General features: G+C 72.4%; 13 protein-coding genes. 5 read left to right on the top strand and 8 right to left on the bottom strand.

The features are described from left to right. Nucleotides 1-82: 82 nt before the first annotated feature. The 3 genes from ACFXB5_RS09085 to ACFXB5_RS09075 all read right to left on the bottom strand — a co-directional run bounded on the left by ACFXB5_RS09085 (nucleotide 83) and on the right by ACFXB5_RS09075 (nucleotide 3412). Complete coding sequence (locus ACFXB5_RS09085) at nucleotides 83-1819, bottom strand: transporter (RefSeq protein WP_385204351.1); 1737 nt, start codon at nucleotides 1817-1819, stop codon at nucleotides 83-85. Continuing rightward, nucleotides 1816-2631: an ABC transporter ATP-binding protein gene (locus ACFXB5_RS09080; RefSeq protein WP_385204348.1), complete on the bottom strand. Its 816-nt coding sequence runs from the start codon at nucleotides 2629-2631 to the stop codon at nucleotides 1816-1818. The genes ACFXB5_RS09085 and ACFXB5_RS09080 overlap by 4 nt, the downstream gene beginning before the upstream one ends. A 115-nt stretch (nucleotides 2632-2746) precedes the next feature. After that, a complete protein-coding gene (locus ACFXB5_RS09075) occupies nucleotides 2747-3412 on the bottom strand; it encodes a bifunctional DNA primase/polymerase (RefSeq protein ID WP_201852390.1) in 666 nt (221 codons plus the stop codon). A gap of 385 nt (nucleotides 3413-3797) precedes the next feature. Here ACFXB5_RS09075 and ACFXB5_RS09070 point away from each other — a divergent pair, with 385 nt between their 5' ends. Continuing rightward, nucleotides 3798-5195 carry a transcriptional regulator gene (locus tag ACFXB5_RS09070; protein WP_385204346.1) on the top strand — a complete coding sequence of 466 codons (1398 nt, stop codon included), beginning with the start codon at nucleotides 3798-3800 and terminating at the stop codon, nucleotides 5193-5195. A 415-nt stretch (nucleotides 5196-5610) separates the two neighbouring features. Further along, nucleotides 5611-7185 carry a hypothetical protein gene (locus ACFXB5_RS09065; protein WP_385204343.1) on the top strand — a complete coding sequence of 525 codons (1575 nt, stop codon included), beginning with the start codon at nucleotides 5611-5613 and terminating at the stop codon, nucleotides 7183-7185. A gap of 45 nt (nucleotides 7186-7230) precedes the next feature. On the opposite strand, the gene ACFXB5_RS09060 is transcribed toward ACFXB5_RS09065, so the two are convergent. Then, complete coding sequence (locus ACFXB5_RS09060; RefSeq protein WP_385204340.1) at nucleotides 7231-8541, bottom strand: ABC transporter substrate-binding protein; 1311 nt, start codon at nucleotides 8539-8541, stop codon at nucleotides 7231-7233. Between the two features lie 171 nt (nucleotides 8542-8712). Between ACFXB5_RS09060 and ACFXB5_RS09055 the strand changes: the two genes are divergently transcribed. Then, nucleotides 8713-9159 carry a hypothetical protein gene (locus ACFXB5_RS09055; RefSeq protein WP_230992193.1) on the top strand — a complete coding sequence of 149 codons (447 nt, stop codon included), beginning with the start codon at nucleotides 8713-8715 and terminating at the stop codon, nucleotides 9157-9159. 50 nt (nucleotides 9160-9209) lie between these two features. Next, nucleotides 9210-10079 (top strand): formyltetrahydrofolate deformylase, encoded by an 870-nt coding sequence (gene purU, locus ACFXB5_RS09050; protein ID WP_385204337.1) that lies wholly within the window; start codon nucleotides 9210-9212, stop codon nucleotides 10077-10079. Between the two features lie 50 nt (nucleotides 10080-10129). Here purU and ACFXB5_RS09045 read toward each other — a convergent pair whose 3' ends face one another. Then, on the bottom strand, nucleotides 10130-11506 hold the full coding sequence (locus tag ACFXB5_RS09045) for a zf-HC2 domain-containing protein (protein WP_385204415.1): 1377 nt from the start codon (nucleotides 11504-11506) through the stop codon (nucleotides 10130-10132). A 413-nt stretch (nucleotides 11507-11919) separates the two neighbouring features. Next, the gene (locus ACFXB5_RS09040; protein ID WP_385204335.1) at nucleotides 11920-12498 is read right to left on the bottom strand and encodes a sigma-70 family RNA polymerase sigma factor; all 579 of its coding nucleotides are present in this window, start codon (nucleotides 12496-12498) and stop codon (nucleotides 11920-11922) included. 311 nt (nucleotides 12499-12809) lie between these two features. Between ACFXB5_RS09040 and ACFXB5_RS09035 the strand changes: the two genes are divergently transcribed. Then, nucleotides 12810-13187 (top strand): STAS domain-containing protein, encoded by a 378-nt coding sequence (locus ACFXB5_RS09035; RefSeq protein ID WP_385204412.1) that lies wholly within the window; start codon nucleotides 12810-12812, stop codon nucleotides 13185-13187. A 74-nt stretch (nucleotides 13188-13261) separates the two neighbouring features. Here the strand turns inward: ACFXB5_RS09035 and ACFXB5_RS09030 are convergent, their stop codons facing one another. Then, the gene (locus tag ACFXB5_RS09030) at nucleotides 13262-14689 is read right to left on the bottom strand and encodes a sensor histidine kinase (RefSeq protein WP_385204332.1); all 1428 of its coding nucleotides are present in this window, start codon (nucleotides 14687-14689) and stop codon (nucleotides 13262-13264) included. Continuing rightward, complete coding sequence (locus ACFXB5_RS09025; protein WP_385204329.1) at nucleotides 14686-15354, bottom strand: response regulator; 669 nt, start codon at nucleotides 15352-15354, stop codon at nucleotides 14686-14688. Before ACFXB5_RS09025 ends, ACFXB5_RS09030 begins: the two co-directional genes overlap by 4 nt. Nucleotides 15355-15572 lie beyond the last annotated feature (218 nt).

Below are 15572 nucleotides of genomic sequence, written 5' to 3'. Positions count from 1 at the left end.
GGGTTCGCCCCCGGCCCCGCCGCCAGTGCCCGCCGCCAGTGCCCGCCGCCAGTGCCCGCCGCCAGTGCCCGTGCCCGCGTCGTCACCCCTTGCTGACCGCCGCCAGGATCTCCGGCAGCCGTGCCGCGACCCGCGGCGCCGCCACCCGCAGGCCGGTCTCCGCGATCGCCGCGCCGTACACCGCGCCCAGCGGGAACACCACCCACAGCAAGCCGTGTGTCCCGGAGACATGCAGCCAGATCGTCAGGCCCAGCACCGGCGCGCACAGCACGGAACCCAGGATCATCCCGCCGAGGATGCTGATCCAGGCGATCCCCGCCTGCGCCGGGACGACGTTCTTGTAGCCGCTGTCCTGCGGTATGGAGTACGGGGCCAGCACCGAGGTCAGGGCGCCGGTCGCCAGCATCGAGCCGAGCAGGGCCAGGGCGATCCCGAGCGCCTCGGGGGCGGCCGACCAGTTCTTGAGGAAGGCGGCGCAGCCGAGCACCGCCACCGCCACGTAGGGCACCGCGACCAGGAGCAGCGCCAGCGCACGGCCCCGCAGCTCCAGATAGGCGTCGCGGGGCGAGGAGATCGTCTGCGCGACCATCCAGAAGGCGGAGGTGTCCTGGCCGAACTGGTTGTACATCAGCATGCCGAGCATCCCCGACGCCCAGCAGGCCCAGTAGATCGAGCCGTTGCCCTGGGCCGCGGTGATGAAGGGCAGCAGCAGGCCGACGCCCAGCGAGGTGACCCATGCCGACTTGGTCTTCGGGTCCCGTACGGCATAGCGCAGCGTGCGCAGCAGCACCGTGCCGGTGCGGCCGGAGGGCAGCAGCCGGGCGAACGGGCCCGAGGCGTCCGGGGTGTCGGCCGCGCGGGAGGGCAGCAGCCGGGCGAACGGGCCCGAGGCGTCCGGGGTGTCGGCCGCGGAGGACCGCCGCTCGCGCGGTGCCGCCGCCTGGATCGTGGACGAGTCCGGCGTGGTCATCAGATGGGTGAGGGTGCCGAGCCACCACCACATCAGCAGCGCCAACGCCGCGACGGTGAGGGCGAACTGGGCCGCGGCGACCCCGTAGGCGCCGTCGCTCACGCCCTGGACGGCGTCCACCGCCGCCGCGGGCGGCACCCAGCGCAGCACCGCGGACGCCGGTTCCAGCACGGACAGGCCGTTCTTACCGCCGAGCTGCTGGGCCCCTAGGTTCACGAACTGCGCGCCGATCGCCACGAACAGACCGCTGAGCACCGCCATATCGCGGCCCTTACGGCTGGTGAGGAGGCGGGTGTTGGCCGTGGCGACGGCGCGGGCCAACGCCACGCACACCAGTACCGTCAGCACCACGGCCAGGACCCCCGCCGCCGCGGCGGCCGCCCCGTGGGCGACGGCGATCGCCGAACCGGCCACCAGGGTCAGGGTGAACAGCGGGCCGATGCCGATCAGCGAGGACACCAGCAGGGCGGTGATCAGCGAACGCGGTCGCAGCGGCAGCATCACCAGCCGGGTCGGGTCGAGGGTCTCGTCGCCGCCGGGGAAGAACAGCGGCATCACCGCCCAGCCGAGGGCGAGCACCGCCGTCAACAGCGTGACCAGCGCGTCGACGTGGTTCGTACCGCGCAGCAGCACCAGGCCGAGCAACTGCAACACGGCGAACAGCATGGCCATCACCAGCGAGGTGATGTACGCGGCCCGTCGGCCGCTGGACTGGCGCAGCCCGTTGCGCAGCAGCGCCAGCTTCAGCGAGACGAAGACGGGGGTGGGGGAGCCGGTGGGGACCGCGGGCGGTGCGGGAGCCGCGGTGCCGAGCGGGCCCCTGGCGTCGAGCGGGTCGGTGAGCGTCATCGGGCGCCGCCGCCCAGCCAGTCGAGGCTCTGGCCCGCCTGGCGCCGGTTGGCGCCGACCAGTTCCAGGAAGGCGTCCTGCAGGGACGGCGCGTCGCCCCGCACCTCGGCCAGCGGACCATGGGCCCGGATCCGTCCGCTCGCGATCACCGCGACCCAGTCGCACAGCGACTCCACCAGCTCCATGACATGGCTGGAGAAGACGACGGTCGCGCCGGAGCCGGTGTAGCGCTCCAGGACGCCGCGGATGGTCTGGGCGGAGACCGGGTCGACGCCCTCGAAGGGCTCGTCGAGGAAGAGGATTTCGGGGTTGTGGAGCAGCGCGGCGGCCAGTCCGATCTTCTTCCGCATGCCGGTGGAGTAGTCGATGACCAGCTTGCTCTGGGAGCCCGCGAGATCGAGGACGTCCAGCAGCTGGGTGGCGCGCCGGTCGACCTCCGCGCCGGGCAGCCCGCGCAGCCGCCCGGTGTAGGTGAGCAGCTCCCGGCCGGAGAGCCGCTCGAACATCCGCAGCCCCTCGGGCAGTACCCCGATCCGGGCCTTGACCTCGACCGGGTCCCGCCAGACGTCATGACCGCCGATCTCCACGGTCCCCTTGTCGGGGCGCAGCAGGCCGGTGATCATCGAAAGCGTGGTGGTCTTACCGGCGCCGTTGGGTCCGACGAGTCCGATGAACTGCCCGGCGGGCAGCTCGAGATCGATCCCGGCGACCGCGACCTGCTCCCCGTAGCGCTTCCACAGGCCGCTCACCCGCACGGCGGCGGCCCGGGACGACTGTGGCTGTGTGCTGTCTGCTGCTTGCTCCTGCGGCACCGGCTTACCCCGTTTTCCTGTGGCACGTGTCCCACTGACGTATCACGCGGGGGCCGGTCGCGACGCCCCGCCGTCGCTCCACGATAGGGGCCGTCCCGGGGAGCCCTCCGGAGCGTCAGCGGCGCTCGCGGCCGCAGGCGTAGGCGAGGGCGCTCACCAGCTCTTCCGCGTCGGGCAGCCAGCGGTTGGCGGCGGTGGGCCGCCGGGCCCACTGGATCGGGCCGCGCACGCCCACCCGGGTCGGCGGCGCGACCACATAGTCGCCCTCGCCGCGGGCGGTCAGGTCGATCGAGTTCGGCGGCCAGCCCAGATTCCGCACCAGGTCGGGGACCTTGGCGGCGGCGCCGGGGAGGACGAAGAAGAGCATCCGGCGCCCGGGGGTGCAGGTGACCGGGCCCAGCTCGACCTGGCGGCGCTCCATGCGGGCGAGCGCCAGACAGCCCGCGGACTCCGGGACGTCGAGCGCGTCGAAGGTGCGGCCGGTGGGCAGCAGGATGGCGGCGCGCGGCGTCCTGGCCCACATGCGGCGGATCACGACCGCGCTGCCGGTGGCCTGGTTCACCCAGTCCCGGCCGGTCGGATGGGCGCCGGGGGCCGGGCAGTCGGCGGTTCCGCAGGAGCAGCGCTCCACGCCGTCCACGGCCTCGAGCCAGGCGCCGGAGAGCACGTCCCAATGCCGCTCCTCGGCGTATCGCACCGCCGTGTCGCGCAGCCGCTCCCCGCGCTGCTGAGGGATCTGCGAGGTTCCCGCGGGAAACCGCGTTGGTCCTGTCACGTCCATGGTCTCTTCCACGCACAGGACAACTTCCGCCGTCAACGAGGGTTACGGCCGGGCCCCCGCACGGGCGGTGCTGCCGGGGGTCCGGGGTGCGCGGTGACGGCATGGCGGGGCGCATGGGTGCACGGGCGGGGGCGCGTATGGGGTTGCGCCTGCGTGAGCGGGTAGCCACCATGCGTGACGGGCGTGCGAGTGTCCGGCGGCCATGCCGCAGCGCCAGGGGGAGGGCGGTCCCGGACTCGGATCGGCGCCGTACGCGAACGATGCGGTCTATGCGGTCAATACGGGCAAGTTCCGCATTCGCCGTATACCTGCGATATCTGCGGGGCATCACTCAGCAACAGGGACGGATACGCCGAGAACGCAAGCAGTCACTGGGGGTAATGCCATGGCCGCTAGGCCGCTTGTGGCGCGGCAGCCGAACGAACGGCTGCAGGCGCTCATCCAGGAAGCCGGCTGCTCCAACGCCGGATTGGCGCGCAGGGTCAATATGTGCGGCGCCGAGCACGGTCTCGATCTGCGGTACGACAAGACGTCGGTGGCCCGTTGGCTGCGTGGCCAGCAGCCACGGGGCCGGGCGCCGGGCATCATCGCCGAGGCGCTCGGCCGCAAACTGGGCCGTACGGTCACGATCGACGAGATCGGCATGGCCAACGGCAAGAACCTCGCCTCCGGGGTCGGTCTGCAGTTCTCGCCCACCGTCCTCGGCGCGATAGAGCAGGTCTGCGAGTTGTGGCGCAGCGATGTGGGGCGCCGTGACTTCCTCAGCGGCTCGACCGTCGCCGCCTCCGCGCTGGTCGAGCCCAGCCGCGACTGGCTGATCACCGGTGCGGACGCCCAGGTGGCGCGCACCGCGGGCGCCCGGGTGGGGCGGTCCGACGTCGCGGCGGTGCGGGCCACGACGGACGCGCTCGTCGACCTGGACCACCGCTACGGCAGCGGCCATGTGCGCCCCGTCGTCGTCCACTATCTGAACAGCGTGGTCTCCGGGCTGCTGGCCGGCTCGTACACCGAGGCGGTCGGCCGCGAACTGTTCGCGGCCGTCGCGCGGTTGACGGAGCTGGCCGGCTATATGGCGGTCGACACCGGTCAGTCCGGTCTCGCCCAGCGGTACTACATCCAGGCGCTGCGGCTCGCCCAGGCCGCCGGGGACCGGGGCTACGGCGGCTATGTGCTCGCCGCCAGCATGAGCCATCTCGCCGCCCAGCTGGGCAATCCCCGGGAGATCGCCCAACTGGCGAAGGCCGCGCAGGAGGGCGCGCGGGGCCAGGTGCCGCCGCGTGCCGAATCGATGTTCCTGGCGGCCGAGGCGCGCGGCCACGCCCTGATGGGGGACGCGCGGGCCTGTCAGTCCTCGGCCGGGCGGGCGCTGGACGCCATGGAGCGGGCGGTGGGCAGCGGTTCGGGCTCCGTCACGGGCGACGAACCCAACTGGATCCGCCACTTCGACCATGCCTATCTCGCCGATGAGCTGGCCCACTGCCACCGCGACCTGGGCCAGGCCGAGCAGGCCAGGCGGCGCGCCGAGGAGGCCCTGGAGGGGCTTCCGGAGGGGCGGGTGCGGCGGCGGGCGATCGGGCTGCTGCTGCTGGCCACCGCGCATGTGCAGCAGCGCGAGGTGGAGCAGGCGTGCCATGTGGGTACCCAGGCGGTGGATCTGCTGGGCACGCTGCGATCCAACCGGGGCGCGGAGTATCTGGACGACTTCCAGCAGCGGTTGGAGCCGTACCGGGACGAGCCGGTGGTGCGGGAGTTCGGGGCGCGGCTCCAGGTGCAGGTGGCCTGAGACCTGTCCTGAGACCCCGGCCTGGGATCCGGCCCGAGATTCGACGCGAGGTCCGGCCTGGGATTCGGCCTGAGATTCGACGCGAGGTCCGGCCTGGGATTCGGCCTGGGATTCGGCCTGGGACGTCCGCCGGGTGCGGGGGGCGTTGTGGGGCGTTGAGCGGTGTGGGTGTTACGAGTGCGTTGTGTTGTGGTGGCTGATGCGCGTGTGGTGAGGCATGGGTGTTGTGGAGTGTGTTGCGTTGTGTTTACCGCGGGTACGGATGGGGTTCATATCGCCCCCGATCGTGGTGATGTGCCCCATGTCGCGGTGACCAGTCTCTCTCCGTCCCGATGGGCTCATCGGCACCGCGCCCTCTGGGGAACCGGTAGCGTGACCCGACGATTCCGTCGTTCCGTATAACCAAGGAGTCCCGGTGACGCAGAGCGGTCAGGGGAATGAACCGCGGCTTCCCGCGATCCCGCCCGCGCAGCCTGTGCGCGAGGGGGTTGTGCTGCCTGCCCAGGGGGACTACAGGCCCTCGGACGCCCAACAGGGGGCCCCGGCCGGGGGACAGGCGTGGGGGCAGCCTTGGGGGCCGCAGAGCGCTCCGGAACCGCCGCAGCAGGGCGATCTGCCGCCGCCGGGTGAGTTCGGCGCGCCGCCGCCGCAGGGGGAGCTGCCCCCGCCGGCCGGGTTCGGCGCCCCGCCGCCCGAGGTGCAGCCGTACGGGCAGCAGCAGGGCTGGACGGCTCCGGAGAGACCGGCCCAGCCGCCGCACAACGCCCAGCCGCCGCACAACGCCCGGCCGCCGCACAACGTCCCGTCGCCGTACCAGCCCCAGCAGCTGCCGTACCAGGCCGCCGACGAGACCCAGGTGATGCCGCCGCAGCCCGCGGGGGACGCGGACGCGACCCAGGTCATACCCCCGGTCCCGGGTGAGGCCCCGCCGCCCCTGGACACCCCCACCACCACGCTCGCTCCGGTCAAGAGCGCGCCGCTGCCGCCCGAGAACCGGCCCGAGTCACCGGCCGAGTCCACCACCCAGCTGCGCGCCGTCCGCCCCGGCCGCCGGGGCGCCCACCGCCAGCAGCCACCCGCGGCCCCGGCCGCGGAGGAGACCGCGGTGCTCCCGCCCACGCCCGCCGCGCCCGCCCCGATTCCGGAGCGGCCCGGCAGCGCCCCGTACGCGATCCGTCCCGGCCTCCCCGGGGACCGGCCGCCGCCCTCGGAGTTCGACGGTCTGTTCCGCGACTCCGGCGGTGCCGGTGGCGGGGGCGCCGATGAGACGCAGCAGCTTCCGCAGTTCGGCCCGGACGTTCCGCAACCGCCGTACGGCGGCCGTGGTGACGGCGGTCATGGCGGTCACGGCGGCGGTGGGCGGCGCCGGATGTCGCGGGGCATGATCATCGGCGTCGTGGTGGTGGCGAGCTGCGCCGTCGCCGGACTCGCCGCGGGAGCCGTGCTCAGTATGGGCGGCGACGACGACGGTAAGGACAACTCGACGCTGAGCAGCTCCTCGCCGAGCGCCGCGGAGTCGTCCAAGGCCGCCGACCCCGTCGAGACGCAGGCGAAGGCGCTGGACGCGCTGCTCGCCGACAGCAACAACAGCCGGTCGTCGGTGATCAAGGCCGTGGACAACATCAAGTCCTGCAAGGACCTGACCACCGCGGCATCGGATCTGCGGACCGCCGCGGGCCAGCGCAATGACCTGGTGACCCGGCTGGGCAAGCTGTCGGTGGACAAGCTGCCCGATCACGCGCGGCTGACCGCGTCGCTCACCAGGGCGTGGAAGTCCTCGGCCAGGGCCGACAACGAGTACGCCGCCTGGGCCGACCAGGTCGGCGGCAAGAAGGGCTGCCCCAAGGGCAAGGCCCGCCATTCGCCCCGGGTCGGGGCGGCCGAGCGGGCGAGCGGCGAGGCGACCCAGGCCAAGAAGACGGCCTCGGGGCTGTGGAACCCGATCGCCTCCCAGTACGGCCTCACCTCGCACCAGGCCACCGACCTGTGACCGGGCGGCCGGGGGCGCTGCCGCCGTCCCCGGCCGACCCGTGGCTCAGTCCGCCGGGTGGTAGCGCTCCAGGATCTTGGACACGTTGACGAAGCCCTTGCGCACCGCCACCAGCCGGCCGTCGCGCACCATCTGGTAGGTGACGTCCGCGTTGACGATCCGCGAGTAGTTGGGCACGTGCAGCGTGTCGTCGTAACCCCAGCGCAGCGTCGGCGTCAGCCCGCCGGTGTTGACCGCGTGGCCGTTGTCCAGCGCGTTGCGCACGGTGCGGGCGCTGATGTCGTCGGCGTGCAGGGACATCAGCACCGAGCGCAGCACCGTGTAGCCGATCCAGGTGGTCTGCGTACCGGGGTCGTCCGGGTCGATGCGGTTGTCGTCGAAGGCGTATTTGTTGATGATCTTCTTCATGGAGTTCCAGCGCGGATCGTCCCCGGCCGGGTACCAGCCGGTCGCGTAGGTGCCCTCCAGGGGGCTGGAGGTGCCGCCGGTGGAGTCGATCAGGGACTGCCGGACGCCGCCGAGGATGGAGGCTATCCGCACCTTCGGATGGTTCTCCTGGACCCGGCGGAAGGAGTCGAAGAAGGTGCCGGTGCGGTTGCCGAGCGCCGCGGTGACGCAGGAGTTCTCCAGGGTCGCGCCCTGGTCGGCGCCGCCGAGGGAGCTGTCGGCGCCGACGCCCTCCAGGGCCGTGGTGGCCTGCCTGCTGTAGTCGCCCGCGCCCTGGGGGGCGCGGACGTCGCGGGCGTCGGCGCGATTGCCCGCCCTGAGGCCGGTGTTGAGGAGCTGGGGGAGCTCGTCGCCCGCGATGGTGTCGGGGCGTACGAGCGCGGTGCGCTCGCAGCGGGAGGCCAGCTGGCGGCCGTTGCCCACCAGCAGGGCGGCCTGGCCGCCGTTGACCGGATAGGAGTACGGGCTGTCGAACTCCTCCTGCGTCAGCCCGTAGCCGCCTATGTAGGGGATGCCGGCGACCTCCAGCGGGGAGATGAAGGACCGGCCGTACTGGCTGTACGAGCCGACGACCGCGACGGCCTTGTCCTCCTTGGCCTGCTGGGCGCAGCCGGCGGCCTGGACGGCGTCGTTGCGCTCGTTGCAGGTGATGACATCGAGCTTGCGGCCGTGGATGCCGCCGGAGTCGTTGACCCAGCGGGCAAATGCCTTCGCCATGGCGGGCATTCCCGGCATATTGGTCGCTTTGGTGCCCTCGGGGGCCCAGGTCATGACGGTGATGGGGTCGCTGTCGCTCTTGTTCGACAGTACCGCGCCGCAGCCGGACAGCAGCGACGCGCCGACCGCCGTACACAGTGCCGCGACGGCGGCTCGGAAGGGGCGGGAGGAGGGGCGTCGCCGTCCGGTCATGGCAAGCGAGCTTGGTGCTTCGCGAGGAACGCAGCCGCTATGACAAGACAAGGGATGGTGACGTAGAGGTGAACAGCGGGGGCGGATCCGTCTCTATGTGTGAAGAACGTACGATCAGTGACTGTGCAAGGTTCGGAGAAGTCTTCCCGTCGCGCCCGTCGCTCGACCACCATGGGGGGCATGCCTGTCAACGACATGCCCTGGTGGCGCTGGCGCACCAATGTGCGCTCGGCGCTGCATATGCTTTCGGATCCCGTCTTCCAGCAGGAGTGCTGGCTGGGCGGCCAGCCTGGGTACGGGGATGTGACGGACGCCGTCTACCGGCTGGTCGAGGACACCTGGCTGGACAACTGGTCCGCCGAGAAGTACGTCGGCACGATCTTCCGTGACTCGCAGGAGGCGGCGCTGGTCGATGTCGCCGTGCTGCGGGTGCTGAGGATCATGCACCAGGCGGGCGCGGACGCCCCCGTCTCGGCGTACCTCGAGCACCATGCCTGGCCGGAGGCCGTACGGGCGGCCCGCGAGGCCCATGTGCGGCTGGCCACCAACGACGGCGAGGATCCGGACATCCCACCGCGCACCCTCGAAGTACTGGCGATCATGACGCAGGCGGTCTGAACGACGCCGCGGTGTGGGGCGCCGTCCCGGGTGTGGGACGCTATGGAGTCATGAGCGAGTCGCATCCCGTCCCCGACCAGTACATCCTGACGCTGTCCTGCCCGGACAAGCCGGGCATCGTGCACGCCGTGTCGAGCTATCTCTTCATGACCGGCTGCAACATCGAGGACAGCCAGCAGTTCGGGGACCGGGACACCGGGCTCTTCTTCATGCGGGTGGCCTTCCGCGCCGTCTCGCCGGTGAAGGTGAAGGATCTGCGGGCGAGCTTCACGGCGGTCGGCGAGTCCTTCCAGATGGACTGGGAGATCCATCGTGCCGACGAGAAGATGCGCATCCTGCTCATGGTCAGCAAGTTCGGGCACTGCCTGAACGACCTTCTCTTCCGGTCGCGGATCGGCGCGCTGCCGGTCGAGATCGCCGCGGTGGTCTCCAACCACACGGACTTCCAGGAGCTGGTCGGCACCTACGGGATTCCGTTCCACCACATCCCCGTGACGAAGGACACCAAGCGGGAGGCCGAGGCCCGGCTGCTGGACCTGGTGCGCACGGAGCATGTCGAACTGGTGGTGCTGGCCCGCTATATGCAGGTGCTCTCCGACGACCTGTGCAAGGAGCTGTCGGGCCGGATCATCAACATCCACCACAGCTTCCTGCCGAGCTTCAAGGGCGCCAAGCCCTACCACCAGGCGCATGCGCGCGGGGTCAAGCTGATCGGGGCCACCGCCCACTATGTGACCGCCGATCTGGACGAGGGCCCGATCATCGAGCAGGAGGTCGAGCGCGTCGGCCATGGGCTCACCCCGGACCAGCTGGTGGCGGTCGGCCGCGATGTGGAGTGCCAGGCGCTGGCCCGCGCGGTGAAGTGGCACAGCGAGCGCCGGGTGCTGCTCAACGGGCACCGTACGGTCGTCTTCGACTGACTCGGGGGACTCGGGGGACTCGACTGACTCGGGGGGCTCGGGGGACTCGCTCAGAGGCGGGACAGGGACGCTGTGGCGAAGAGCACGTCCCGGATCGCCTCGGTGTCCCCGGACAGGCCCGCCGCCGCCTCCTGCGGCGGCACATGCCCGGACGCCAGCAGATAGAACGCCTCCTGGTCCAGCGCGATCGTCGCCACCGCCTCCTCGGGCGCGGCCATCGCGGCCGGGGAGTCCAACGGGATGTACCAGTCGCCGCCGCCCGTGCCCTCCACCTGGAGATGGAGCGTACGGCCCGGGGTGCCCGCCTCGACCAGCCGGCGGGGCGGGGACGCGAGCCCGGCCCGGCGCCGCTCGGCCAGCGTCCCCGGAAGCAGCCGGGCACACAGGTCGATCATGGCCTTGAGATGGGCGGAGGCCGGTGGTTCATAGGGGTAGTCGATGGCCTCGGCGATGTCCCCGGCGTGCACCCAGCACTCCAGGGCGCGGTCGAGGAACGCGTCGCGGATCGGCAGCGCGAAGTCCCCGTACGCCACATCGAGCTCCGCGACCCCGCGCCCGGCGAAGGACACCGTACGGACCAGGGCATGACCCTGCTCGCGCCACAACTCCCGTACCGCCCCGGGCGGACCGGCCCCGTACGCGGCGCCGGGCTCGTGGTGCCAGTACGCCTCCGTACGGGCCAGGGGCGAGCCGGGGGCGCCGACGCCCATCGGGTCGGGGAGGCCGAGGGAGGCGGCGACGATGCCGTCCACGACCATCAGATGGCCGATCACCCCGGCGACGGTGGTGTCCCGGCCGGTGAGCCGCCGCCCGTCGAACCACTTGAGCCGCACCGGCGCACGCCACTCGGCCTCGCCCATGTCGCGCAGCAGCGCGTCCAGCCGGGCGGCCTCGGCGTCATAGGCGCCGGCCCAGCCGGGCATGGGTATCCGGGCCGGGCGGCGGCCCAGACAGCCCGCGAGCACCCGGGAGCGCAGCATCGGGTCGAGGTCCAGGCTGTGCTCGGTGTGCAGCAGCCCGACGGCGTCACGCAGCCGCAGGGCCTCCTCGGCGCAGGAGGGGCAGTGGTTGAGATGCGCCTCGACGGCGGAGGTCTCCTCCTGTGAGCACGCGGTCAGCGCCCAGGCGCCGAGCAGCGAGCGGAGCAGATCGTGCGAGAGCGGATGGGCCGCGGAGGGCGTGGGCGCCGCCAGGGGCAGGGCCGGTGGAGCGGGCGCGGTCGGTGGGGTGGGCGCGACCGCGGGCGCGGGCAGCGCCGCGGAGGCGGGCGGTTCCGGGGCCTGACGCGGCTCCGGGCGCGGCTCCGGTTCTGGCTCCGTACGCGGCTCCGGTTCTGGTTCCGGTTCTGGTTCCGGGCGCCGATCCGCTTCCGGTTCCGGATTCGCTTCCGGGCCGAGGCCCGGGGTCGATTCCGGTTCGGGGCCCAGGGTTGGTTCCGTCTCATGGCCTGGGCGCGGATCCGGTGTCGGTGTCGCTTCCGGTTCGGAGCCCGCGGCGGGTTCCGGGGCGGGCGCCGTATCGGGCTCCGAGTCGGGTGCCGTATCTGGCTCCGGTCCGGGCTCCGGTGTCCGTTCCGCCGGTGCCTCGTCCGCCCGTGTCTCGTCCGCCCATGCCTCGTCCGCCGTGGGTGGGCGTGGGGCGGGGATGCCGCCGTCCAGGGCGCCCGGCCAGTGGCCGCTGTCCTCGGCGGCCGACCGCGGCGGCGGTATGCGTGGTGGCCCGGCGGGGTGGGACGGCAGATCCGCGTCGCTGCCCCGTCCGGGCCCGTCTCTTCCGTCGCCGGAGCCGCCGGAGTTCCCGCCGTAGGCGTCGTCGTACGGGTCCGGCCCGCCGCGCCCGGTCACAGCGCCCGCCCGTAGCCGGGAGGCGAGACCGCGCGGGGCGGCTGGACATGGGCCGTGGACAGCAGTTGGAGGCCCAGCCGGAGGCGGCGCCTGGCCTCGTCCTCGGTCACCCCGAGGGCGGCCGCGGCCTGGCGGTAGTCGCGGCGGTCGAAGTAGGCGAGTTCCAGGGCGGCGCGCAGCGGGGCGGGCATCGAGGTGACGATGTAGTCGGCGCGGGCGGCCACGGACGCCTCGCGGATCCGCTCCTCGAGGGCCTCGCTCGTGAGAGTGTCCTCGCGGGCCGAGGCGGTCTGCGACACGCGTAGCCGGTGCACCGCCTGGCGCTGGGTGAGCATGGCGATCCAGGCGCGCAGCGAGCCCTGTTGGGGGTCGTACGCGTCCGGGTTCTCCCAGACGTAGCCGAAGACTTCCCGGGTGACGCGGTCGGCACCGGTGTCGTCCTCGAGGACCCGATACGCCAAAGTGTGAACAAGCGAGGCAAATCGGTCATAGAGCTCGGCAAGTGCGGCCGCTTCGCCGCGTGCCAGGCGCTGTTGCATCCTGCGATCCCAGCGGGGCGGTGCGTCATTCGCCATGCGGCCCCCAATCCCGAGTTGTCCGGCCGACCCTCCAGGCACTATGCCCACGTTCATATCGAATGTAATGCCGGTGGCTCTCACAACACGCGTCCATCAGGCAAAGTGCGTGAGAACGAGGCTGCGCATGGTATGGGGACGGTCGCTTTGCGCAGGATCGGGGAGACGAAACGCTTCGGCGCGGCATAGGGTCGTTCCTCAAGGCGTATGCCTGGGGGAGTTTCATGCGCCGACGGGCGGGCAGCCGCCCGGGAACAGCAAATTCCGGTTAGCGGCGAGCGAAGGGCTTCGGGCGCGTGACGTTGAAGGTGATGGAGGACCGGCGGGGGGAGTGGGTCGTTCTCCAGGTCTCGGGAGAGATGGACCTGGTGACCTCGCCCGCAGTCCGGCAACACGTCCACGACGCGGTCGCCGAGGGCCGCCATTGGCTGGTTCTGGACCTCTCGGAGGTCCGGTTCTGCGACTCCAGCGGGGTCGGCGTACTGATCGCGGCGCGTCGGCTGATGCGGTCGTGCTCGGGTCGGCTGCGGCTGCTCCTGCCACCGCAGGACGCCGCGCACGGTTCGCATGTGCACCGGGTGCTGGCGGCCCTGGGGGTGCGTCGGCTGTTCGACGTCTACCCCGACCTGGGGGCGGCCACGGAGCTGGACGAGGACGACGAGGACGCGGTCGACCCCCTGTCGGCCTAGGGCGCCCAGAGCCGTCCATCCGCCCAAGGGCGCCCGTACGGCTACGGGTGCGCCCAGGGCGGTACGCGGCCCGCTCATGCCGGACCCGTGATACGCGGGGTCTTGGGGAAGTCGGCCCGTACGACGAAGCCGCCCTCCTCCGTGGGCCCGGCCTCCAGCGTGCCGCCCAGCAGCTGTGCGCGCTCCCGCAGTCCGACCAGACCGTGACCGCCGCCCGGCAGTCCCGGGGCCACGGCGGAGGCGTCGGGCGGGCCGTTGTGCACCTCGACCCGCAGGCCCCGCGTCTCCTCCGCCGCTTGAGCCGTCCGGGGCGCCGTCCGGGGGGCGGTCCCGGGGGCCCTCCCGGGCGCCGCTTCCTGAGCCGTTTTCCGAACCGCCTCGCGATCCCCTCCCGCCCCGTCCGCCGCCTCCGGCCCCTCCGGCTGCGCGTCGTTGACCCGTACGGTCACCCGCGCCCCCGGCGCATGCTTGCGGACGTTGGTGAGCGCCTCCTGGACGATGCGGAAGGCGGCCCGTTCCACCGCTTCCGAGTGGCCCGGCCGCTGGGTCGCGCTGTCCGTCTCGAAGCTGACGTCCAGTGCGCTGAGTTCGATCAGCCGGGGCAGATCGGCCAGCCGGGGCTGCGGGGTCAGCTCCTCGTGGTCGCCGCCCGCCGCGCGCAGGATGCCGACCATATGGCGGAGTTCGTCCAGGGTCCGCACGGACAGCTCGCGGATGGTCCGCGCGCCCTCCCGCGCCTTCGCGTCCTCCGCGCTGATCTGCACCGCACCGGCCTGGAGGCTGATGAGGCTGACCTGATGGGCGACCACGTCGTGCATCTCGCGGGCGAGCCGGGCGCGTTCGGTGGACAGCACCTGCTCGGCGATCAGCTCGTCGGCGCGGCGGCGGCTGCGGGTCAGGTCCTCGATCCGGGCGGCGAGTTCCCCGCGCGTGCGCACCAGGAGGCCCAGTGCGATGGGTCCCACCGAGGTCACACACGCGTCGATCAGGGTGAGGGTGTTCTCCCGGTAGGCGGTCGGCTCGAAGTCGGAGACCGGCCAGGGGATGAAGTGCGCGGCGGCCAGCAGCAGTGCGGAGATGCCCAGCAGCCGCCGGTCGGGGCGGAGCCGGGCCACCGTGTAGAGGGCGATCATCGGCGCGAACCAGACGTAGCCGATGAGGATTCCCGGCAGCGTGACCAGGAAGACCAGCGCGGGCAGTTTCCGGCGCACCAGCAGCGCGGCCGCCGCCACCAGCGAGACGTTGAGCTCCAGGCCGAAGGTGACCCCGTTGACGAGCAGCGCGTCGGCGATCGCGAGGAGGACGGGGACGATCAGCGAGCCCCAGCGCATGACCCACTGCGGCGGCCGCCGCCGGGGGGCCGCGGCGGGCGGCGGCGAGGAGGGGCAGGAGGGAGAGGAAGCGGGCGCGGGCGACGCGGCCGGGGGCGCGCCGGGCGTACCGGGCGGGCCCGGCGTGCCGGGGGACGAACTCCGGGGCGGGGGCAGCGGGGAGACGGTCATCGGGGGCCACCTATCGGCGGACGGCTGGTGACGAGCCCGGCGCGGTCGGCGACGATCGCCGCCTGGACGCGGTTGAGCCCGCCCAACTTGCCGAGCACCGCCCGTACATGGTCCTTGACGGTGCTGGGCGCCAGCCCCATCCGCTCGGCGATCTGCGGATTGGCGAGACCCTCGCCCAGCCGCGTCAGCACTTCGCGCTCGCGCGGGGTGAGCGCCTCGACGGCCTCGGCCGCCGTCGCCTCCGCCTCGGCGGCGAGATAGCCGCCGATCACGGCGCGGGTGACGGCCGGGTCGAGGACGCTGCCGCCCTCGGCGAGCGTGCGCACGGCCCGTACGAGCTGCTCCGGATCGGTGTCCTTGAGGAGGAAGCCCGCGGCCCCGGCGCGCAGCGCGGCCGCCAGATACTCCTGGACGTCGAAGGTCGTCAGCATCGCCACGGCGGGGGAGGCGGGCGCGGCCCGCAACTGTCTGAGGACGCTGAGCCCGTCGGCGTCCGGCATCCGGATGTCGAGCAGCACCACATCGGCCTTGCTGCTCAGCACCGTGTCCACCGCGAGGGCCCCGGAACATTCGGCGACCACCTCGATGTCCGGGGCGGTGCCCAGAATCAGTCGCAGACCGGATCGTACGAGCGCCTCGTCGTCCACTACAGCCACACGGATCACCGGCCGCTCCCTCGCCTCAGCTGTCATGCCCATTGTCCGGACAGCCTGCCTCATCGGAGAGCGAATATGGAGTGGTTGGCTCCGTCAGTGGGCGGGAACACCCCCGCCGGTCGGAGGGGGTGACGGCAGACCAACGGTGGATTTCCCCGGCGGCTCCCAGCAGGCAGAGTGGATGTCAAGCCGCATCACCCCGTGGGGTCGTCCCGAACCCCAGCCCC

This window comes from Streptomyces sp. NPDC059455 (assembly GCF_042750115.1).
Classification (GTDB): Bacteria; Actinomycetota; Actinomycetes; order Streptomycetales; family Streptomycetaceae; genus Streptomyces; species Streptomyces endocoffeicus.
The sequence above is the reverse complement of the archived record's forward strand: the minus strand, read 5'-3'. Positions and strand labels throughout refer to the sequence as shown.

Coding starts and splice junctions, on each gene's coding strand:
- ACFXB5_RS09040 (WP_385204335.1), bottom strand. CDS start 12,498: ATGGCGAATGACGCACCGCCCCGCTGGGATCGCAGGATGCAACAGCGC.
- ACFXB5_RS09055 (WP_230992193.1), top strand. CDS start 8,713: ATGGGGGGCATGCCTGTCAACGACATGCCCTGGTGGCGCTGGCGCACC.
- ACFXB5_RS09060 (WP_385204340.1), bottom strand. CDS start 8,541: ATGACCGGACGGCGACGCCCCTCCTCCCGCCCCTTCCGAGCCGCCGTC.
- ACFXB5_RS09030 (WP_385204332.1), bottom strand. CDS start 14,689: ATGACCGTCTCCCCGCTGCCCCCGCCCCGGAGTTCGTCCCCCGGCACG.
- ACFXB5_RS09070 (WP_385204346.1), top strand. CDS start 3,798: ATGGCCGCTAGGCCGCTTGTGGCGCGGCAGCCGAACGAACGGCTGCAG.
- purU (WP_385204337.1), top strand. CDS start 9,210: ATGAGCGAGTCGCATCCCGTCCCCGACCAGTACATCCTGACGCTGTCC.
- ACFXB5_RS09085 (WP_385204351.1), bottom strand. CDS start 1,819: ATGACGCTCACCGACCCGCTCGACGCCAGGGGCCCGCTCGGCACCGCG.
- ACFXB5_RS09035 (WP_385204412.1), top strand. CDS start 12,810: ATGGAGGACCGGCGGGGGGAGTGGGTCGTTCTCCAGGTCTCGGGAGAG.
- ACFXB5_RS09075 (WP_201852390.1), bottom strand. CDS start 3,412: ATGGACGTGACAGGACCAACGCGGTTTCCCGCGGGAACCTCGCAGATC.